The 19,994-nt window shown below is 42.4% G+C and carries 21 protein-coding genes; 17 read left to right on the top strand and 4 right to left on the bottom strand.

Annotation, left to right across the window (positions count from 1 at the left end; all coding sequences use genetic code 11):
• Positions 1-110: 110 nt before the first annotated feature.
• The 6 genes from AC20OE_RS03760 (at position 111) to AC20OE_RS03735 (ending at position 5,835) form a co-directional block, all read left to right on the top strand.
• A complete protein-coding gene (locus tag AC20OE_RS03760; protein ID WP_024427527.1) occupies positions 111-1,100 on the top strand; it encodes an asparaginase in 990 nt (329 codons plus the stop codon).
• 28 nt (positions 1,101-1,128) lie between these two features.
• Positions 1,129-2,550, top strand: coding sequence for an aspartate ammonia-lyase (aspA, locus tag AC20OE_RS03755; protein ID WP_228280052.1), 1,422 nt, complete (start codon positions 1,129-1,131; stop codon positions 2,548-2,550).
• Between the two features lie 143 nt (positions 2,551-2,693).
• Positions 2,694-4,100 (top strand): Na+/H+ antiporter NhaC, encoded by a 1,407-nt coding sequence (gene nhaC / locus AC20OE_RS03750; protein ID WP_058838438.1) that lies wholly within the window; start codon positions 2,694-2,696, stop codon positions 4,098-4,100.
• A 295-nt stretch (positions 4,101-4,395) separates the two neighbouring features.
• Entirely contained in the window at positions 4,396-4,821 is a 426-nt protein-coding gene (locus AC20OE_RS03745; RefSeq protein ID WP_041118256.1) for a YwqH-like family protein, read from the top strand.
• A 37-nt stretch (positions 4,822-4,858) separates the two neighbouring features.
• A complete protein-coding gene (locus AC20OE_RS03740; RefSeq protein ID WP_024423905.1) occupies positions 4,859-5,122 on the top strand; it encodes a YwqI/YxiC family protein in 264 nt (87 codons plus the stop codon).
• Between the two features lie 287 nt (positions 5,123-5,409).
• Positions 5,410-5,835, top strand: a complete 426-nt coding sequence (locus tag AC20OE_RS03735) for a YwqH-like family protein (RefSeq protein ID WP_039182541.1) — start codon at positions 5,410-5,412, stop codon at positions 5,833-5,835.
• Positions 5,836-5,883: 48 nt separating this feature from the next.
• On the opposite strand, the gene AC20OE_RS03730 is transcribed toward AC20OE_RS03735, so the two are convergent.
• Entirely contained in the window at positions 5,884-6,087 is a 204-nt protein-coding gene (locus tag AC20OE_RS03730) for a hypothetical protein (protein ID WP_487268433.1), read from the bottom strand.
• Positions 6,088-6,224: 137 nt separating this feature from the next.
• On the opposite strand from AC20OE_RS03730, the gene AC20OE_RS03725 reads away from it, so the two are divergent.
• The 7 genes from AC20OE_RS03725 (at position 6,225) to AC20OE_RS03695 (ending at position 13,314) form a co-directional block, all read left to right on the top strand.
• Complete coding sequence (locus AC20OE_RS03725) at positions 6,225-8,183, top strand: BglG family transcription antiterminator (RefSeq protein ID WP_487268431.1); 1,959 nt, start codon at positions 6,225-6,227, stop codon at positions 8,181-8,183.
• Positions 8,184-8,272: 89 nt separating this feature from the next.
• Complete coding sequence (locus tag AC20OE_RS03720) at positions 8,273-9,583, top strand: PTS sugar transporter subunit IIC (RefSeq protein WP_487268429.1); 1,311 nt, start codon at positions 8,273-8,275, stop codon at positions 9,581-9,583.
• A 31-nt stretch (positions 9,584-9,614) separates the two neighbouring features.
• Positions 9,615-11,048 (top strand): glycoside hydrolase family 1 protein, encoded by a 1,434-nt coding sequence (locus AC20OE_RS03715; RefSeq protein ID WP_487268427.1) that lies wholly within the window; start codon positions 9,615-9,617, stop codon positions 11,046-11,048.
• Positions 11,049-11,060: 12 nt separating this feature from the next.
• On the top strand, positions 11,061-11,384 hold the full coding sequence (locus AC20OE_RS03710; RefSeq protein WP_041087591.1) for a PTS sugar transporter subunit IIB: 324 nt from the start codon (positions 11,061-11,063) through the stop codon (positions 11,382-11,384).
• Positions 11,385-11,403: 19 nt separating this feature from the next.
• A complete protein-coding gene (locus tag AC20OE_RS03705) occupies positions 11,404-11,733 on the top strand; it encodes a PTS sugar transporter subunit IIA (protein ID WP_024423898.1) in 330 nt (109 codons plus the stop codon).
• A 65-nt stretch (positions 11,734-11,798) separates the two neighbouring features.
• Positions 11,799-12,647: a polysaccharide deacetylase family protein gene (locus AC20OE_RS03700; protein WP_411801715.1), complete on the top strand. Its 849-nt coding sequence runs from the start codon at positions 11,799-11,801 to the stop codon at positions 12,645-12,647.
• A gap of 298 nt (positions 12,648-12,945) precedes the next feature.
• Entirely contained in the window at positions 12,946-13,314 is a 369-nt protein-coding gene (locus AC20OE_RS03695) for a VOC family protein (protein ID WP_047202939.1), read from the top strand.
• A 44-nt stretch (positions 13,315-13,358) separates the two neighbouring features.
• Here AC20OE_RS03695 and ribD read toward each other — a convergent pair whose 3' ends face one another.
• Genes ribD through AC20OE_RS03680 form a run of 3 tightly spaced genes read right to left on the bottom strand, consistent with a single transcriptional unit; the run spans position 13,359 to position 16,069 of the window.
• On the bottom strand, positions 13,359-14,450 hold the full coding sequence (gene ribD / locus AC20OE_RS03690; protein ID WP_047202940.1) for a bifunctional diaminohydroxyphosphoribosylaminopyrimidine deaminase/5-amino-6-(5-phosphoribosylamino)uracil reductase RibD: 1,092 nt from the start codon (positions 14,448-14,450) through the stop codon (positions 13,359-13,361).
• A complete protein-coding gene (locus AC20OE_RS03685; protein WP_024427515.1) occupies positions 14,437-15,198 on the bottom strand; it encodes a GTP cyclohydrolase II in 762 nt (253 codons plus the stop codon). Before AC20OE_RS03685 ends, ribD begins: the two co-directional genes overlap by 14 nt.
• 16 nt (positions 15,199-15,214) lie before the next feature.
• Positions 15,215-16,069 carry a VOC family protein gene (locus AC20OE_RS03680; RefSeq protein ID WP_047202941.1) on the bottom strand — a complete coding sequence of 285 codons (855 nt, stop codon included), beginning with the start codon at positions 16,067-16,069 and terminating at the stop codon, positions 15,215-15,217.
• Positions 16,070-16,246: 177 nt separating this feature from the next.
• Here AC20OE_RS03680 and AC20OE_RS03675 point away from each other — a divergent pair, with 177 nt between their 5' ends.
• The 4 genes from AC20OE_RS03675 (at position 16,247) to AC20OE_RS03660 (ending at position 19,940) form a co-directional block, all read left to right on the top strand.
• On the top strand, positions 16,247-16,579 hold the full coding sequence (locus AC20OE_RS03675) for a winged helix-turn-helix transcriptional regulator (RefSeq protein WP_047202942.1): 333 nt from the start codon (positions 16,247-16,249) through the stop codon (positions 16,577-16,579).
• A 370-nt stretch (positions 16,580-16,949) separates the two neighbouring features.
• Positions 16,950-17,408, top strand: a complete 459-nt coding sequence (locus AC20OE_RS03670) for an NEAT domain-containing protein (protein ID WP_487268421.1) — start codon at positions 16,950-16,952, stop codon at positions 17,406-17,408.
• A 20-nt stretch (positions 17,409-17,428) separates the two neighbouring features.
• Positions 17,429-18,085, top strand: coding sequence for a heme uptake protein IsdC (gene isdC, locus AC20OE_RS03665; RefSeq protein ID WP_058838446.1), 657 nt, complete (start codon positions 17,429-17,431; stop codon positions 18,083-18,085).
• A 19-nt stretch (positions 18,086-18,104) separates the two neighbouring features.
• Positions 18,105-19,940 carry an NEAT domain-containing protein gene (locus AC20OE_RS03660; protein WP_487268419.1) on the top strand — a complete coding sequence of 612 codons (1,836 nt, stop codon included), beginning with the start codon at positions 18,105-18,107 and terminating at the stop codon, positions 19,938-19,940.
• The last annotated feature ends 54 nt before the right edge of the window (positions 19,941-19,994 follow it).

Genomic DNA, 19,994 nt, shown 5'->3' with positions numbered 1-19,994 from the left:
GTGACTATAATGGCAATGAAGGTACGCGTAAAGCGTATATTATAGAATAGCACAAGCTAGCTTATAATATGTGTGACAAACGAAGTAATTTTACGAAAGAGGTGGACCTGTTGAAGAAATTATTGCTTTTAACGACTGGTGGGACGATAGCATCTGTAGAGAGTGAAAATGGATTAGCTCCAGGTGTTAAAGCTGAGGATCTTTTGAGCTATTTAAACGAAATTAATGCAGAATATACAATGGACACAAAGTCCCTAATGAGTATAGATAGTACAAATATGCAGCCTGAATACTGGGTTGATATCGCAACAGCCATTTATGAGAATTATGATCAGTATGATGGGTTTGTTGTGACTCACGGAACCGATACAATGGCCTATACATCAGCAGCGCTGTCTTATATGCTGCAAAATCCTGATAAGCCGATCGTAATTACAGGTTCACAAATTCCGATTACTTTTAAGAAAACAGATGCGAAGAAAAACATCACAGATGCGATTCGTTTTGCATGTGACGGTGTTGGCGGCGTGTATGTCGTGTTTGATGGCAGAGTCATCCAAGGAACACGTGCGATCAAACTAAGAACGAAAAGCTATGATGCATTTGAAAGCATTAACTACCCATATATTGCATCAATTGAAAACCATCAAATTGAATACAATAGCAAAGTAAAAAGAACACCAATGAAACCGCTTAAATTAGATGCATCCTTGAACACAGATGTGTGTCTGTTAAAATTGCACCCAGGCCTTAAGCCTGAGTTTTTAGATGCAGTCAAAAGCATGTACAAAGGCGTTGTCATTGAAAGCTACGGCAGCGGCGGAATTCCTTTCGAAGGAAGAAACCTTTTAGAAAAGATCAACGAATTGCTGGAAGAAGGCATTTCTGTTGTCATCACCACTCAGTGTCTTGAAGAAGGCGAAGACATGAGTGTGTATGAGGTAGGACGCAAGATCAATCAAGAATTGGTGGCACGTTCAAGAAATATGAATACAGAAGCTATCGTGCCGAAACTGATGTGGGCACTAGGCAAAACAACAGATCCAAGAGAAGTCAAAAAGATTATGGAAACGCCAATCGCAGAAGATTTAGTGATTTAACTATTCTATAGAAAGCAGGTCATAAGAGATGGTTCAAGCAACTTATCGCTATGAGAAGGATTTTCTTGGTGAAAAAGAAATTCCAGCAGACGTGTATTATGGGGTTCAAACCCTTCGTGCGAAAGAGAATTTCCCGATTACAGGATATCGGATGCACGAGGAACTAATCAGAGCCTTTGCCATCGTGAAAAAAGCAGCAGCTCAAGCCAATATGGAAGTCGGACGTTTATATGAAGGAATTGGAAATGCCATCGTTCAAGCGTCTGATGAAGTCATTGAAGGCAAACTGCACGAGTACTTTATTGTCGATCCAATTCAAGGCGGCGCAGGAACGTCCATGAATATGAATGCCAATGAAGTGATTGGAAACAGAGCGCTAGAAATCATGGGACATCAAAAGGGTGAATACATCCATTTAAGCCCAAACACACATGTGAATATGTCGCAATCAACGAATGATTCATTCCCAACGGCGATTCATATTGCTGTGCTCAAGCAGTTAGACATTCTGCTTGAAACGATGCAAGCCATGCATGACGTCTTCAAAAAGAAAGCAAAAGAATTCGATCATGTGATCAAAATGGGTCGTACGCACTTGCAGGATGCTGTTCCAATCCGTTTGGGACAGGAGTTTGAAGCTTACAGCCGTGTGCTGAGCCGTGATATTAAGCGGATCAACCAATCGAAGCAGCATTTATATGAAGTCAATATGGGTGCGACAGCTGTTGGGACGGGCTTAAACGCAGATCCTCGTTATATTGAGATCGTGGTGAAAAAGCTCGCTGATATTTCTGGTCTTCCTCTTGTAGGGGCAGAGCATCTCGTGGATGCAACGCAAAATACAGATGCTTACACAGAAGTATCCGCCGCTTTAAAAGTATGTATGATGAACATGTCTAAGATTGCCAATGACCTTCGCTTAATGGCATCTGGTCCGCGTGCAGGTCTTGCTGAAATTGCATTGCCAGCTCGTCAGCCTGGATCATCCATTATGCCTGGGAAAGTCAATCCAGTCATGGCAGAGCTCATTAACCAAATCGCATTCCAGGTCATTGGGAACGACCACACGATCTGTCTTGCCTCTGAAGCAGGCCAGCTTGAGTTAAATGTGATGGAGCCAGTTCTGGTCTTTAACTTGCTTCAGTCTATTAGTATAATGAATAACGGATTCCGCTCATTCACAGATCATTGCTTAGTGGACATTGAAGCAAATGAAATACGTTTGAAAGAATATGTAGAAAAAAGTGCAGGCGTAATCACTGCCGTGAACCCTCACTTAGGCTATGAAGCAGCCGCTAGAATTGCAAGAGAAGCCATTTTAACGGGTCAATCGATCAGAGATCTTTGCTTGCAGAATGATGTTTTAACGGAAGAAGAACTTGATATTATCTTAAATCCATTTGAGATGACAAAGCCTGGCATTGCGGGGGCAGAGCTCCTGGAGCGATAATATTATCAAAAATTTTATTTTATTAGTATGTGGAATTGCCTGTGAAAAAGAGAAAAACAGGCAATTCACTTTCTTTCGAATTGACACACTTTTTTCACAATATTTTGAAAACGCTTAACGCACGCACAAAGGGAGGAAACACAATGAAAACACCACGTCTACCATCTATTTTAGAAGTCGTAGCTGTACTTGGCTTGTTTTTAGCAATTGTTTTATCATTTACTCTTTACTTCAAATTAGATATTCAACTCGCATTGTTTATCTCATGGTTTATGGTTATTGCGTTGGGTATTCGATTGGGGCATTCTTATAAGGATCTTCAAAACGCCATTACAAAAGGGATATCGAATGGTTTAGAAGCTGTTTTAATTTTAATTGCAGTAGGTGCACTTGTAGGAACATGGATTGCTGGTGGAGTTGTACCAACGTTAATTTACTATGGACTGGAATTTATTCATCCTAATATATTCTTACTAGCTACACTGATTATCTGTTCCATTATGTCTGTTGCTACAGGAACATCATGGGGTACAGTTGGAACCGCAGGTATTGCCATGATTGCGATTGGTGAAGGTTTGGGAATTCCATTACCTATCGTGGCTGGTGCTGTTTTATCTGGAGCCTATTTTGGTGATAAATTATCTCCATTATCTGATAGTACTGTCCTTGCTTCCTCACTTTCAAAAGTGGACGTGCTCGCACATGTTCGAGCGATGATGGTCTTATCCATACCTGCCTTTGTCATAACTGCCATTATGTTTACCATTACCGGGTTTATGTATGGCGGAAAAAATATTGATCAAGGAAAAGTAGAGTTTTTGAAACAAGCACTGCAAGATACATTCACGATTAATATTTGGATGATCATTCCGGCGCTTATTGTTGTGCTATTACTTGTCTTGAAAAAACCTTCAATGCCTGTTATTGCGATTGGTGCGCTTCTTGGCGCAGTTTGGGCAATGGCATTCCAAGGAATGAATCCAGCCGATGCACTTGGTACAGCTTATAATGGTTTCTCTATTAATTCAGATGTAGAATTCTTAAATACGCTGTTAAACCGTGGCGGTATTGTGAATATGCTTGGATCTTTAGTGGTCATTATTCTCGGACTTGGTTTCGGTGGAGTATTAGAATATTTAGGCGTATTAAAAGTCATCGTTGCGACATTTGAGAAAAAATTACATAATGCAGGGAATGTAACGCTGTCTACACTCGTTGTTGCGTTCTTCGCCAATATCTTTGGCTGTGCGATGTATGTATCGTTAATCCTTACACCAAAAATTATGGAAAAGAGCTACGATAAATTAAAGTTAGACAGACGGGTTTTATCCAGAAACTCTGAGGTCGGTGGTACGCTTACTTCTGGTATGGTTCCATGGTCAGATAACGGTATTTACATGGCAGGAATCCTCGGCGTATCGACATTCTCTTATTTACCATTTATGTGGTTGAGCTTTGTCGCCATTGGTCTTGCGATCATTTACGGATATACGGGCAAATTCATTTGGTACGTGAAAGATCAACAAGAAAGAGAAGAATCGGCCTCATAAGCCGTTTGAAAAAGCCGCTCCTGCACGGGGCGGCTTTGTTTGTCCTAGGACCGAGAGACTATATGTGACATATAGCAAACGAACAGGAATTTAGGCCTCCTATAAAAGAGGTCAAAAGGGGGAGTGTGAAGCAGAGTGAAAGCATATTTATCCCATAAAAAGGGCACAAATCCCTATTCAAACATGAGTCTTTGAACCTTATAATAACAATATTGGAAAAAGTGCTATTCACCTTACGCTCGTTTAGAGGGACTCTAAGCAGCGTTTTTATTTTTTGACAGGAGGAGGAACCCATATGAGCTTATCGGATATGCTGTCTGCCCTTAACGGTGGCATTTCAAATAAAAAAGCAGAAATTGAAGAGAAAATCGCTCGGCTCAAAAAGGCGAAAAGCAAGGTTGAACGTGAACAAGATGCGGCAGAAACAGATTTAAAGCAAATCAAGCAGCCAAAGCTTGGGACCTCTTGGAAAGGTGAGCGAAGCCAGGATTTCAAAACAGACCGAAATGAAGCACATGATGCGCTGCAAACGATCGTGAATGATAAATACCCACGTTACGTCAGCCGTATCGAATTCAAAATCAGTACATTAGAAGCAGAACAAGCTGCGTTATCCTTTGCCAGTTCCTTAGCTGGAGACGCCGCACGCCTTGCTGAAAAAGGAGAAGACGCAGTAGAGGACGCAAAACGCTTGATCTCAAAAGCATGGAGCAGCTTGTAAACAAGCTTCATGCTGAACAAATCTGGAGGATATCACAATGGGACAAATTAAGTTAAACTACCAAACAGTCATGGATAAACTAGATGAAGTCTCCCAAGCAGTCGAAGCTTTAGCGATGAAAAAGGCAGCAGATAAAGCGGGTGAAAACAGCCTTGAATTTGTAACCAAGTGGACGGCACGTGAAGCAGAGGTAAGCGAAATGGTTTCAAGCTTTAAAGAAGCCCTAATCAAAAACGTTCAGGATACACGTTCTAACGTGAAAACATTAAAAGAACAAGACGAAGCGATTGCTGCAAAATAACCAGCACAATCGCTTTTATTTATGGATATCATTTACATGAAGTAATTGTAGTTATAAAGACTCATATAAAATCCAGGGTGTAAGACCTTGTATTATTCCGTTTTTCTTCCAAACGCGTCGCTAAAAGGACACCTTTTCCCTATTTAAGCCTGAGGCTTTTCACCTTATACTATACTTAATGAAAGCAGAACGATAGAAATGTCAGGATTGGAAAAATCAAGTGAGTCGATGGTTTCCAAAGGTGCTCACGCCGTGCTTTCGTATGAGGTCAGATAGAGGTGGATGACATGAGTTTATCCGAGATGCTGCACCATCTGCATATGGGAATTGAGAACAAACGTGCAGAATTTGACGAAATGATCTCTCGGTTAAAGACAGCCAAAAGCAATATTCGAACAGAACAAGATCTTGCCCAGTCAGATATCAAAGAAATCAAGAAGCCTGCTCTAGATTCGTCATGGAAAGGCGAGAGAGGAACCGACTTTCATCGCCACCGAAAAGACGCTTACAGCGTGATGCACGACATCGTCAACGATGAATATGAAAAATATATAACAGAGATTGACCAAAAAATCTTACACTTTGAATTGAAAAAAATGGAGCTGGCCGTTGCCAGTAATTTTGCAGGAAGAGCTCAGGACGTGATGGAAAAGGGCGAGGATTTTGCAAAGGACGTTAAACATTTGATTGAACGGGGCTGGAAAGCTCTTTAAAACCATAAACGAAACAGCCGTCTCATAAAAGGGCGGCTGTTTTTTTGTTTAGTCACATCCACCACCGCCGCTATCACCTGAATCACTCCCGCAGGAGGCATCAGAAGCGTGATGGGTATACGAATCAGTATATGTACTTGTCGTTGAATTATGATGTGCAGAACGCTTAGCAGATGCACGTTTATCCTTTGGTGTGAACAAGCTGGCAACGATGGCTCCTAAAGAAGCTAATATGATAATGACAACAAACATAAAAGCATCCCTCCTCTAGTTTCATATTCATACGAATGAGCCATATCCAGGTTCCCGATTTGAAAGAAAAACTGGGCAAAGAGTTCTATTTTCGTTTATGATGATAGGCAAAAGTAAATGCCAAGGGAGGAGAGCCCATGCTATCTCTACGTCAGGAGGAGCTTCTGAAAAGATTGATGCAAGCGGAGCAGGAACTGACAAGTGAAGAAATTGCCCGTGTGATCGGAGTCACATCACGAACCATCCGCACAGATATGAAAGCGCTTAAAGTGATCTTAGAAGAACATGGTGCCGCACTACATATTAAACGCGGGGCAGGCTATACATTGAGCGTTGAAGATTATGGGGCATTTCGTACATTTTTGAAAAAATCACTGAGAGAAAGAAATGAGAAAAAGGAACAGTCCATTCCCAATCAGCCTGAGGACCGCGTGGCTTATCTATTGAAAAGGCTGCTTCTGTCAGAAGAATATATCAAATTAGAGGGATTGGCAGAGGAATTATTTGTGAGTGAATCCACAGTGAAAAATGATTTAAAAGCTGTCAGGCATTTGTTTTCATTGCATGGACTTTCTATATCGCACCGCCCTAAATATGGACTGCGTCTGACAGGCGATGAAATGAAATTAAGATATTGTATGGCAGAGCATGTATTTCAGCAGGATCAAGCGCACTCTACACTGTTACCTGAAGAAACGTATCAACTGATTCAGGACATCGTGCGTTCACGTACAAAAGCCACCGGGCTTCATTTATCAGAAATCGGTTTAAGTAATTTAGTGACCCATATTGCCATCGCATGCAAACGAATAGAAGAAAAAAAGCTGGTTCAGATGCCAGAAGCGGAATTGAGAGAAATTCAAGTGCAGCCAGTTTTCCAAATAGTTCAACAAATGACAGAAGATATTCGCCGCGTATTAGCGATTGATTTTCCGTTATCTGAAATGGCGTACATCGCAATTCACTTAATGGGGGCAAAGATGATGGCATATGGAGAGGCTGGCCATACGCTATTTCATCTGCTGGACGAAGATCATTTTTGTTTCACTCACCAATTGCTTGCTTATGTGGAGGAGCATATGTCACTTGATATTCAGTTTGATAAGGAGCTGATCGTTGGTTTAAGTCTTCATTTGCGTTCCGCCATTCATCGTTTTAGATACGATATGAATATTCGAAATCCCTATTTACCAGACATTAAAAGGCACTATCCCATTGCGTTTGAGGCGGGTGTTTATATGGGCAGGTGGCTGAAGGAAAAAGAGGGTGTTGAGATTCCTGAGGATGAAATCGGATATTTGGCACTTCATATTGGAGCTGCAATCGAGCGGACAAAAACACAGCATGTGAGAAAGACATGTCTTATTGTGTGTGCGACGGGTGTCGCCAGCAGTCAGCTTCTTCTTCATAAGCTCACGGCGGCATTTAGCGGAAGACTGGAGATCGCTGGAACTGCAAGTGTGGGGGAACTTCCTTCGTATGATTTGAAAAGCATTGATTTTATTATTAGTACCATTCCGCTTCAGAATACATTGCCTGTGCCAGTAATTGATGTACATACGATTCTAAGTGATGATGATATTGTCCGGCTGAAACGATTTGTGCAAAATTCACAGGATACAGGGGTTTTGCGGTATGTGAGTCCGGCGATGACATTTTTTCAGCAAGACCTTCAATCAAGGGAAGAGGTTCTTCAATTTTTCGTGAACGTGTTAAAGGAGCAGCATCGAATCCCAGACGAGTTTGAACAATTATTGCTAGAAAGAGAGCAAGTGTCACCCACCTCTTTCGGTCATTTGGTTGCGATTCCTCATCCAATTAAGCCGGCAACAGACGATACGTTTTGTGCAATCTGTACGTTAAAAAAGCCGGTGTTGTGGGGAGAAGATCGAGTACAAGTCGTTTGCTTATTAAGCATCCAGAAGACGTATCAAAAAGAATTACAGTCGCTTTATCAATTTCTTGTGCGGCTGACAGAACGGAAGGAAGTGGTGGAACAGCTCATCAAAGCCTCTTCATTTGAAGAACTGACAGCAGCACTTCAAGTATTGGAGCAGCCAAATGAAAAAACGCGACACCCATTTCCGCATCTGTGAGGAAAAAGATTAGATGTTAATGAAAGCGCTTTTAAAATAACATCAAAAAGGAGGATGATCACGAGTTTGTGCAAAGGGGGAGACGGATCATGAGCTTCAAGGAGAAAGCGGCAGATGTCATGGGGCATGTGGCTTATCGCATCACCAATCAGAAATATATTATGGCGATTAAACAGGCATTTGTCACACTGATGCCGATCATCATTACAGGAGCTTTTGCTGTACTGGTGGCAAATATGATCATGAGCCCGGAAACAGGGCTTGCTCATTTTGAGATATTCAGGTTTTTAGCAGAGCTTCAGCCTATTATGAAGGCAATCAATTATGCCACGCTGAACTTTTTAACCATTGGGGCTGTGTTCCTCATTGGGATTGAGCTTGGGAAAATCAACGGGCACAAGTCGCTGTTCCCAGGATTGATGGCGTTGATTTCATTCATATCCGTTATTCCAACAACACTTCTTCTTGAAGTTGATGGATCGATGCGTGAGGTTGTAGACGTGTTGGCAAGACAATTTTCCGATCCAAAAAGCTTATTTTTAGGGATGATCATTGCGATCGTATCTGTGGAAATCTTTTGTAAGCTGACTGAGGTGAAATGGCTGCAAATCAAGATGCCAGATTCGGTTCCGTCGAATGTGGCAACGTCTTTTTCGTCACTTTTCCCATCGATCATTACGATTACAATCATTAGTTCATTCGGGTTTGCATTTCATCGTGTGACAGGCATTTATTTGCATGAAGCAGTGTATAACGTTGTGCAGCGTCCGCTAGAAAGTGTTGTGCAGGGGCTGCCAGGGATTTTAACGTTGATGTTTGTGGCACAATTTTTCTGGGTGATCGGCATCCATGGCAACCAGATGATTAAGCCGATCCGGGAGCCGCTCTTATTAGGATCGATTGCAGTGAATATGACAGCATTTCAAGAGGGAAAAGAGATCCCGAATATTATCACGATGCCGTTTTGGGATGTGTATATGAGCATCGGCGGTTCAGGTGTGACCATAGGTCTTTTGATTGCGATTTTTATTGCTGGGAGAAGGGAAGAGATGCGAAGCATTGCCAAGCTCTCGTCAGGACCCGGACTGTTCAACATCAATGAACCTGTTATTTTTGGATTACCTGTCATGCTAAACCCTGTGATGGCGATCCCATTTATCATCACACCGCTTGTGACAGGTACGATTGGTTATATTGCGACGGCTACAGGATTCGCTGGAAAAGCGGTCGTGATGGTGCCGTGGACGACACCGCCGCTTGTGAATGCATGGCTGTCCACTGCTGGCAGCATGGGAGCCGTCATCACACAGCTTATCTGTATTGTGGTTGCTGTTTTCATCTATTTACCGTTTGTTCTCTTGTCTAACCGCAAGCCAGAAGCAGCACCAGATTCAGAATAAACATTCAGACAAAGAAAAGGGAGGCGGCGACATGAACAGCATTGAGATTCCAAGAGATTTTATCCTAGGTGCTGCGGCTTCTGCATGGCAGACGGAGGGATGGAAGGGAAAGCGGGCACATCAGGACTCGTACATCGACTTATGGTATAAGGAAGGGTATCACGTGTGGCACGAAGGCTATGGGCCGGCTGGTGCGACGAACTTTTACGAGCGCTATCCTGAGGATGTAGCCTTAATGAAAGAGATTGGGCTGACACATTACAGGACATCGATCAATTGGTCGAGATTTCTCATAGATTACGAGAATGGGATAGTGGATGAGGCCTACGCTCGTTACATTGATGATCTGATCAATGAATTAATCACAGCAGGTGTAGAACCGATGTTTTGCTTAGAGCATTATGAGCTTCCTGCCGTTTTGCTTGAGAAGTACGGCGGATGGTCATCAAAGCATGTCGTCGATCTGTTTGTTCTCTATGCAGAAAAAGTGTTTGAGCGCTACGGGGACCGGGTCAAGCATTGGTTTAGTTTTAATGAACCGATTGTTGTCCAGACACGTGTTTATCTAGATGCCATCCGATATCCGTATGAGCAAAATACGAAGAAATGGATGCAGTGGAACTATCACAAAGCACTGGCAACAGCAAAAGTGGTGAAGCTGTTTCAGGAGATGGGTTTGAAGGAATCGACAGGAGCCAAAATCGGCGTGATTCTCAATCCAGAAGTGACGTATGCAAGATCGTCTGCTCCGCATGACCAAGAAGCGGCGCGTATGTATGATTTGTTTTTTAATCGAGTGTTCTTAGATCCTTCCATCAAAGGGGAGTATCCAGAGGAACTGATCGATGTGTTGAAAAAGCATGATATTCTTTTCGATTCCACAGAGGAAGAGCTTCAAATCATCAAGAATCATACGGTAGATGTCGTCGGACTTAACTTGTACTATCCGCATCGTGTCAAGGCGCCGAGTAAGGCTTGGAACGAAGGGACACCTTTTCATCCATCCTATTATTACGATATGTTTGAGCTTCCAGGGAGAAAAATGAATCCTTTCAGAGGCTGGGAAATCTACCCGAAGATTGTCTACGATATGGGGATGAGGATAAAAGAAGAATACGGAAATATTGAGTGGTTTGTGGCCGAAAATGGCATGGGTGTAGAAAAGGAAGAACGGTTTAAAAAAGAAGACGGTATCATTGATGACCAGTATCGCATTTCATTTATCAGCCAGCATTTGAAGCGGGCACTTCAAGCGAAAGCAGAAGGATCAAATTGCACGGGTTATATGCTTTGGGCATTTACAGACAATGTCTCACCGATGAATGCCTTTAAAAACCGCTATGGCTTAGTCGAAATACAGCTGGAGAATGAACGAAATCGTCAGCTGAAAGCATCTGCGTTTTGGTATCAGACATTAATCAAAACTAGGGAACTGACAGTTGAAACAGAAGTCATTTATCAATAGGAGTGATGGGATATGAAACGAATCATTCTCGCTTGTGCAGCAGGAATGTCGACGTCCATTGTGGTGTCGAAAATGAAGGCCGCCGCAGAAGCTAAAGGGCTGGATTACTATATTTATGCTATACCTGAAGGAGCCATTGCGGATGAACTAGAAGAGCATGGAGAGGATGTAAAGGCGATTTTACTTGGACCGCAAGTAAGTTTTATGAAAAAAGCAGCAGAAAAAACAGCGGCACCTTATCAAATCCCTGTCGATGTCGTCAATGTGAGATTATACGGAACAGCAAACGGAGAAAAAATCCTAGAGCATGCACTGAAACTAGCAAATGAATCTTGAGTAATTGGAGGAGAAGCAGATGACGGTATTAGAGGAAATGCAGGGAGCAGCCTTTCAAATCATTGCCCATGCAGGCGAGGCAAGAAGTCATTATGTAGAAGCGATTCGTCTAGCAAGAGCTGATGATTTTGAAAAAGCGCAGCAGTTGATCGAAAAAGGGGAGGAAGCGTTTCGAAGCATCCACAACCTGCACTTGTCGCTGATTCAAAAAGAAGCGGCAGGTGAACAGCTTCCGTTTTCTTTACTGCTGATACACGCAGAAGATCAAATGCTCACAACAGAGACCATTCATCTGCTCGCCATCGAGATGATCGAAATGTGTAAAAAAATGAATACCCTGTCAAAATAGATATCAATGAATAACCAATTTCTGTTATAATCATTCGGTAGATAAAGAGAAAGCAGGATTGGTGAATGAAGAAAACATGTATGCTGATGACGGTTGGTCTTATGCTGCTGCTCATTTCGGGCTGTATGGGAATGAAGGAGCAGGCGGAAGGAAGCCAGCAAGTCGTCAAAGAGGAAAAGGGTCCATTACAAACAAAAGATATGCATCAGAAAAAAGAAACGGCAGTGATAAAGACACAAAACAGGATGAAGCAAAAGGAGCCGGTCGAGCTTCCAATTTTGATGTATCACAGCATCTCAAGCGGTAACTCGTTACGTGTGCCAAAGAGCGAATTTGCATCTCATATGAAATGGCTGAAGGACAACGACTATGTCACACTGTCGCCAGAAGAGGCGTACCGCGTTTTCACAACAAATTCGATGCCAAGTAAGAAGAGTGTCCTCATTACATTTGATGATGGATATACGGATAACTATACAAAGGCATTTCCGATTTTAAAACAGTATGGAATGAAAGCAACCATTTTCATGATTGAGCAATCCATTGGCCGTCCGAATCACTTAACGGATGAGCAAATGGATGAGATGATGGCACATGGGATCTCGATTGAGAGTCATACGATTCATCATTTAGAGCTCAATCGTTTATCAAAGCAGCAGCAGGAAGAGGAGTTAAAAGGATCAAAGACATTCTTCGATCAGCGATTTTCTCAGCGTACGAGAATGGTCAGCTATCCTGTCGGGCGCTATAATGAAGAGACGTTGAAGCTGGCGAAGGAAGCCGGATACCAAATGGCTGTTACCACTGAACCAGGACATGCAAAGAAGGAACAAGGCATGATGTCCTTGCACCGGGTCCGCATTTCACCGGGACTTTCACCAGAAAGCTTTGGCAGGCTCGTTGAAGCGAAGTAAAGATCAATGTTTCACATGAAACATTTTACGACAAGTTTCATCAAAATGAATCATGATATATCTAGGTTTCAAATGTCATGACAAGAGACACTTAGATGGACAGAACTTTCATGACCATGGGAGTTCTGTTTTTGAAAAAAATACTGCATTCAAACACTACATCTTATGAAACACCTCAAAGAAAATCTTCAAGTATCAAGCCCACCAATGAGGTAACAATCAAATTTGTTCAGCATCATAAAAACTGAAGAAACACTACTTTGAAAAACCAATTGAGAACAGAAAGGGAGAGGGAAATATGTCAAACTTTTTGGGAATCGACCATGTTCAACTAGCTGCCCCAAAAGGCAGTGAAGAGAAAGCTCGCTTGTTTTTTGGTGAAATTTTAGGGATGAAAGAAATACCTAAGCCTAGCAATTTAGCTAAACGAGGAGGTGTCTGGTTCCAATGCGGTCATCATCAGCTTCACATTGGCATTCAGGAACATTTTCAAGCTGCAAAGAAAGCTCATCCAGCTTTTCTTGTAAAGAGCCTATCAGAATTAAAAGAGGTATTATTGAAGCATCAGATTAGTATAAAAGAAGATGAGCCATTGGAGGGAGCCAATCGGTTTTATGTAGAAGATCCATTTGGGAATCGAATTGAGTTTTTAGAGAGAAGAGACTAGAAGACAAAAATAAGGCTGTCGAGATTTCCTCGACAGCCTACTTGTTATTGATAAACGGGATAGCCCGTCATTTTGATATCTTTCCCGAGTGGTTCCACGGTGAGTTGATCCAGTTCAATGGCATCACTCATGAGGCGTATGCCTTCGCCTCCGAAAAAGGAAGGGGAAAGTCGTCCGCCAATGAGTTTAGGCGCCATATAGATGACCAATTTATCTACAAGCTGCTGTTCTAAGAAAGAGGCGTTAATCTGGCCGCCGCCTTCAATCATGAGGGAGGAGATATTTTTTTCTCCCAGTACTTGAAGCACTTCCTGCAGGGGAACCCGCGTGTCGCTGTCAGTCATAAAGACACGGACGCCAGCTTCTTCTAAAGCCGCTCGTTTTTCCTCATCGGCTTGCTTTGTTGTAAAAATCCATGTAGGTGCCATCTGATCTGTGACGATCTTTGCTGTCAGTGGTGTAGACAGCTTAGAGTCTAAGACAATTCGAATCGGATTGTTTCCATTTGGAATCCGCGCAGTTAATGAAGGATCATCGTGAATGACAGTTTGAGCACCGACCAAAATCGCATCATTGATACTGCGGATATGGTGAGCATCATAACGGGATGTCTCAGATGTAATCCACTTGCTGTCAGACGTGGCAGAGGCGATTTTCCCATCTAAGGTAATGCCCGCTTTGAGCGTCACGAAAGGTGTTTTTTTCGTAATAAAGTGATTAAATACTTCATTCATCAGTATGGATTCTTGTTCAAGTACGCCCGTGATAACTTGGATGCCCGCGTCTTGTAAAATGGCAATCCCGCGGCCAGCGACAAGTGGATTCGGATCAAGAGCCGCGACGACAACGGTTTCGACGCCGGCTTTCACAAGTGCTTCGGCACAAGGGCCTGTGCGCCCATGGTGGGAACAAGGCTCAAGGGTCACATAAATCGTGGCTCCTTTTGCCTTGTCTCCAGCCATGTTAAGTGCATGAATTTCAGCATGCGGTTCACCGGCTTTCATATGAGCGCCGACGCCAACAATCTCATTCTCTCGCACAATCACAGCCCCGACGAGCGGATTCGGAGATGTCTGACCTTTCATTGCCCGTGCATTATCAAGGGCTAGCTTCATATATCGCTCATGATGTGGCAATCGTACGCACCTCTTGCTCCGCCTTCATGTGACCTGAGCGGTTGATTTTTGTCTGCAAGTATTTCTCGTTAAATTCAGAGACATCTCCCCAAAGCGGAATGCGTCCAGAAAGAGATAAACCTGCATGGCTGATCGCATCTGTCTTTTTCGGGTTATTGGTAATGAGTCTGACCGGCTTTGTACGAAGTGTTTGAAGAACGGCAATGGCTTCTTCGTATTGACGTGTGTCATCTTCAAAACCAAGTGCTTCGTTCGCTTCTACTGTATCATAGCCGTTTTCTTGAAGAATATAAGCCATGGCTTTACTGAATAGACCAATGCCGCGGCCTTCATGATTGGCTAAGTAAAACAGGGCTCCTGCTCCATTGTCCTCAATCATTCGCATAGACTGCTTCAATTGGAATCCACAGTCGCAGCGCTTGCTTCCGAAAATATCGCCAGTGTGGCAAATGGAATGCATACGGATAAGAGCTTCGTCAGCGTGCTCGAAATCCCCATACACAAGAACGCTTGACTGCTGATGATCAGCCAGCTGGCGCGACGAAAGGCTTTCAATTAAAGCTTCATCTGACAGTGGCTCTTTTCCATCGTCTTTTAACCATGAATACCAGTTAAACATCACGGTTCTGCCGTCTAAATTCACTGGCAGTTTAATGGGTCCAGTGATATAGATATACCCGTCTTCTTGCTGTACTCGTTTGATTTTATCTTTTAATATGGCTGTTTTAAGCTCTGTGTGTTTGTCCATATTCTGCACCTTCTTTTTAGTCTGTTTCTTCAATCTGTAAACGAACGAGAACGCCAAATGGATCAACAAATTCGCTGCTTTTTCCTGTCGTGTTGACTTGAGTGCCTGCTTTTGTCAGACGTTCGACGACGGATTGTCTGTCTGCTTCTTCTGGGAAAACCAGTGTATAGCTTCTAATTCCTGAAAAACGTGGATCAATGGCTCCTTTTCGTCCGCGTCCCCATGCATTAAAGGCAAGGTGGTGGTGGTACACACCAGCGGCGATAAATACGCTTGCTGGGGGAGCCATTCGGATATGAAAACCGAGCGTATTGACATAAAATGAATCCGCTTCTTCTGGGTTGAGATGGAAATGCAAGTGTCCCATCACTGTACCGGCAGGGAGTCCTTCCCATGTGGTATCAGCAGCTTCTTGCAGGAGGCCATCTCCATCAAGCGGTGCATTTCCGCCACCTTTCAGTTCTCCATGCTCACCGACCCAAATGTCCTGAGGACGGTCAGCATAAATTTCTACGCCAATGCCGTCAGGATCACTTAAATAAATGGCTTCACTGAAAAAGTGATCGCTTGCTCCAATTAAAGGATAGCCTTTTTTGATTACATGTGCCAGCCATGTGCCCAGGTTTTTTCTGGTAGGTAATAAAACAGCAAAATGATAAAGTCCTGGCTCATGATCAGGCTTTTCTTTCAGTTGTGCATCTTCTTTTAACAAAAGAATCGGTTCCTTTGCATTGCTGCCAAGTGTCACCGTGGAATCTGTCTTTTCTAATATAGAAAATCCTAAAATGTCTGTATAAAAAGGTAAAGAACGATCAAAGCTGGACACATGTAATTCTGTTACACCCAGCCTTAGCTGCTCAATTGTCTTCAAGCTCGGTCATCTCCTTCATGATATATGCATCGGCATGTTCAAATGTTTTTGAAAATCTATAAAAAATGAATACCTTGTTACTTTTAGTAACTAAACTATATAATAGTTAGTGACTTATTTCAAGTAATTAATTGTGTTATAATAAAAAAAAGAGAAAAAAGCAGGAGGGAGTAAGATATGGCTCAAGTAGATGGCTGTCCAATTACAGATGCCATGGAGATTCTAGGCAAGAAGTGGGTCATTCTCATCATCAATCAGCTTCTGACAGGGCCTAAGCGTTTTTGTCAGCTTGAAAATGAAATGAACATCAGCGGAAGATTACTATCAGAAAGGCTGAAGGATTTAGAAGCTGAGGGACTTGTTGAGAAAAAAGTATACCCCGATATTCCAGTACGGATTGAATACGAATTAACAGTTCAAGGGAAGAAAATTGAACCGATTATTCGTGAAATGTATGCTTGGTCTTTAGATCGTAAACACAGCAAAATAGAGGAACATGTTTCATCTTAATCCATTTCGATCAGTGTGTCTGATCGAAATTTTTTTGTGTGATTTTCCAGAAAACTAAGACAATAGTATGAAAAATGATGTTGACAATCATTTCATGCATTATATAATATCAAGGAGAAGAGGGTTCTTTTCCCTGTAATGGAATGGAGGTTATGCCATGGTATTATAAATGGGACAGATTGCCTAAAACTCGTATCAATCCATCATTTAGAAGCAGACATCTTTGACTTTTAGGAAGCAAAGATTTATTTTTTTAACTCAATTGATAATGATTATCATAATCATCTATAAGTGTGTTCCAGCACTTGTGAAGGTTATTTTTTTTATTATCTATTGAGAATAATTATCAATATCATTTAGGAGGGTTCACATGAAAGTCATTCGTTCAACATCACCCGTATTATTATTCCTTAGTTTTGTTCTATTATTTGCTCTAGCACCTGTTAGCTCGGCCTCAGCAGCTGGCTTAGCAGATGGTCAATATTCAGCGCAATATGTGGTATGGAAGGCAGATAGCGATTCGACTTCAACAGCGAATATGTATTTTGAAAAACCAGCCAAGCTTGTCGTAAAGGATGGAAAAATCAAAGCACAAGTCACGTTAACGAACAGCTCTTGGATCACAAGCTTTAAAACGCTCGATCAAGGTGTCTACAAAGATGCGAAGGTGATCAGTACAAATACAGCTGCGAATAAGAGAACAGTAGAATTCAATGTGAACAGCCTGACTGAGGTTGTACCAGCAAAAGTGAGTGTGACTGTACCAGCCATCGGATATACAGGCAATTACGACATTCGCCTCAAGTTTGATGCGCCATCTGTTCAATAGAAAGGGAGGAAATTCGCTTGATGAAAAAAAGAATGAAGCTGTCAGTCTTCATGGCGGTTTTTTTACTGGCACTTATGCTGCCTTTTTCAAACGCACAGGCTGCCGCATTAAAGGATGGTACATACTCCGTCAATTATACAGTGCTAAAAGCTGAAGGAAATGCGGTCTCAATGGCAAATGATTACTGGCTGAAGCCAGCAAAAGTGATAGCGAAAAATGGGAACCTGACAGTACAAATGACGATTAAAAATAGCAGCTGGGTAACGGAATTTAAAGTGCCGGGAAATGGCGGCTATGTCGATACAACCGTTCTCTCAACAAATAAAAAAGCCAATACAAGGCTCGTTCAGTTCCAAGCTCAAAGCTTGTCTAAACCGATCAAGTCCAAAATTCATGTCACTGTGAAATCTGCTGATTATGATCATGATTACACCATTCAGCTGAAATTTGATGAAAGCAGTATGAAATCGCTATCGTCTACCAGTGAAAATAAATCAACGGGTGCACAAGAAAGTCAGCAGCCATCAAAAGAATCAACAAACAAAGCTGATACATCCACAACGAAACAACAAGAAGACAACCCTCAAACTGGTGATACAAGCCAGATAGGATGGCTCCTTGTGTTTGTCTTATGTTCTGGCGGGTTTTTAGCAAGAAAGTGGATCATCAAGCATTAACGGAAGGAAGTGTCACCATTTGAAACGTCTTTTTCATCTAAAGGCAGCCATTCTGCTTGTTTTATTCAGTTTGTTGACTGCGTTTCAGATTCCTCAAGGAACAGCTCAAGCGGCATCATTCGTTGATGGGGAATACACAGTCGGATTCACCATTTTAAAAGATGGTACCTCAGAAGCGTCTATGATGGATACCTATACAGAAAAGCCAGCTAAGCTGATTGTGGAAAATGGCAAGACAACAGCTTATGTCACACTGAAGCAAAGCAAAGAAATAACAGATTTCAAGGTTGAACAAAATGGTGCTCTCGTTACCACTGAAACGGTCAGTGAGGACGAAACAGCCAATACACGTGTGATCAAATTTGATGTCGCCGACTTATCAGCGAAATTAAACGGCTGGGTGAAAATTTACTGGGATTTAGGCGGCTTTATTTATGACGAAGCATATGACGTACAGCTTGCATTCGATCAAAGCAGCTTAACACTCGTTACGCCTGCAAAACCAGACGATAACGAAACAAAACCAGATGATCAAAACGGTACAAAACCAGACGACAATGAAACTAAACCGGATGACCAAAACGGTACAAAGCCAGATGATCAAAACGGTACAAAGCCAGATGATAACGAAACAAAGCCGGATGATCAAAACGGTACAAAACCAGACGATCAATCGACAACACCAGGCAATAACAATGGCACAAAACCAGATGATTCTGCGCAAAATCAATTAAAAGATGGCGTATATCGTATCAATTACAGTGTGCTAAAAGGGGATACGGATGAGGCATCTCGAATGAATCAATACTTCTCACATCCCGCATCCTTAACCGTCAAAAATGGAAAGCAGACCATTTCCTTTACAGTGAAGGATCATAAGTCTGTCGCTTCTTTGAAAACAGAGAAAAACGGTTCTTATCAAGAAGCAAAGACAGTGAGCACAGATGAAGCGAAGAATACAAGAGTGGTTTCATTTGATACTGCTGATTTGAAAAAAGCGGTGAAAGGAAAAGTGCACATTGTAGTAGCAGCCGCTAACTATGACCAAACCTACGATATTCGTTTTCAATTTGATTCAAAGAGTATCGCTCCAGTGAAGGATGGACAGGTGGTAGAGGAAGAAACACCAGCTACACCAGAAACGCCAAAACCAAATACACCATCACCAGAAACAAATAACAGCGGAGCTGATCAAGAGACTACTCAGCTAAAAGATGGTGTATACAAGCTTCCTTTCTCAATGAAGAAAGCAGACAAGGATGAGCTTTCCCGCATGAACGATTACGTCGTGAGCCCTGCGACACTGGTTGTGAAAAATGGCCGCCATTTCGTTTCATATAAAGTGAAAAACAGCTCAGCCATCACGTCATTCCAAGTAGGAACAGGCGGAAAGTTTGAAGAGACACTTGTCGCGAAAACAGATCAAAAAGCAGATACACGTGTCATTCAATATGAAGCAAAAAGTTTAAGCAGTGCTCAGGCTGCACGCGTAAAAATTGATATTCCAGCTGCGAACTATCATGAGCAGTACGATGTCAAACTTGTCTATGACACAAAAGGAATCGCTCTCGGTGAGGGAAGCGGCATTTCAACAGTCATTGGAGACGATGAGAGTATCGGATTTGTCAAAAATCCAAATGATCACGATTCTCAAACAACTCAACTTGAGAATGTAGCACCAGAGGAAACGGGTGCGGAGCAGATGACATTTACGCCATCAGATGACCAAACCAAATCTGAGTCTGGACAGCTGAATCCGAAAACGGGAGATGCCTCTCTTCTTTGGGTGTATATTCTTTTATTCGGCGGTTCGTTATTCGTACTCGTCAGAAAATATCAAACACGGACAAGATAGTTCGTTTTATTTTAAGTGAGATGCGCCTTTTACCTCGGCGCATCCACTCTCTTT

This window comes from Bacillus sp. SRI_025 (assembly GCF_057592095.1).
The sequence above is the reverse complement of the archived record's forward strand: the minus strand, read 5'-3'. Positions and strand labels throughout refer to the sequence as shown.

Bases quoted from the DNA above. Each gene is read 5' to 3' on its own strand.
- aspA (WP_228280052.1), top strand. From the start codon at position 1,129: ATGGTTCAAGCAACTTATCGCTATGAGAAGGATTTTCTTGGTGAAAAA.
- nhaC (WP_058838438.1), top strand. From the start codon at position 2,694: ATGAAAACACCACGTCTACCATCTATTTTAGAAGTCGTAGCTGTACTT.
- AC20OE_RS03745 (WP_041118256.1), top strand. From the start codon at position 4,396: ATGAGCTTATCGGATATGCTGTCTGCCCTTAACGGTGGCATTTCAAAT.
- AC20OE_RS03740 (WP_024423905.1), top strand. From the start codon at position 4,859: ATGGGACAAATTAAGTTAAACTACCAAACAGTCATGGATAAACTAGAT.
- AC20OE_RS03735 (WP_039182541.1), top strand. From the start codon at position 5,410: ATGAGTTTATCCGAGATGCTGCACCATCTGCATATGGGAATTGAGAAC.
- AC20OE_RS03730 (WP_487268433.1), bottom strand. From the start codon at position 6,087: ATGTTTGTTGTCATTATCATATTAGCTTCTTTAGGAGCCATCGTTGCC.
- AC20OE_RS03725 (WP_487268431.1), top strand. From the start codon at position 6,225: ATGCTATCTCTACGTCAGGAGGAGCTTCTGAAAAGATTGATGCAAGCG.
- AC20OE_RS03720 (WP_487268429.1), top strand. From the start codon at position 8,273: ATGAGCTTCAAGGAGAAAGCGGCAGATGTCATGGGGCATGTGGCTTAT.
- AC20OE_RS03715 (WP_487268427.1), top strand. From the start codon at position 9,615: ATGAACAGCATTGAGATTCCAAGAGATTTTATCCTAGGTGCTGCGGCT.
- AC20OE_RS03710 (WP_041087591.1), top strand. From the start codon at position 11,061: ATGAAACGAATCATTCTCGCTTGTGCAGCAGGAATGTCGACGTCCATT.
- AC20OE_RS03705 (WP_024423898.1), top strand. From the start codon at position 11,404: ATGACGGTATTAGAGGAAATGCAGGGAGCAGCCTTTCAAATCATTGCC.
- AC20OE_RS03700 (WP_411801715.1), top strand. From the start codon at position 11,799: ATGAAGAAAACATGTATGCTGATGACGGTTGGTCTTATGCTGCTGCTC.
- AC20OE_RS03695 (WP_047202939.1), top strand. From the start codon at position 12,946: ATGTCAAACTTTTTGGGAATCGACCATGTTCAACTAGCTGCCCCAAAA.
- AC20OE_RS03685 (WP_024427515.1), bottom strand. From the start codon at position 15,198: ATGGACAAACACACAGAGCTTAAAACAGCCATATTAAAAGATAAAATC.
- AC20OE_RS03675 (WP_047202942.1), top strand. From the start codon at position 16,247: ATGGCTCAAGTAGATGGCTGTCCAATTACAGATGCCATGGAGATTCTA.
- AC20OE_RS03670 (WP_487268421.1), top strand. From the start codon at position 16,950: ATGAAAGTCATTCGTTCAACATCACCCGTATTATTATTCCTTAGTTTT.
- isdC (WP_058838446.1), top strand. From the start codon at position 17,429: ATGAAAAAAAGAATGAAGCTGTCAGTCTTCATGGCGGTTTTTTTACTG.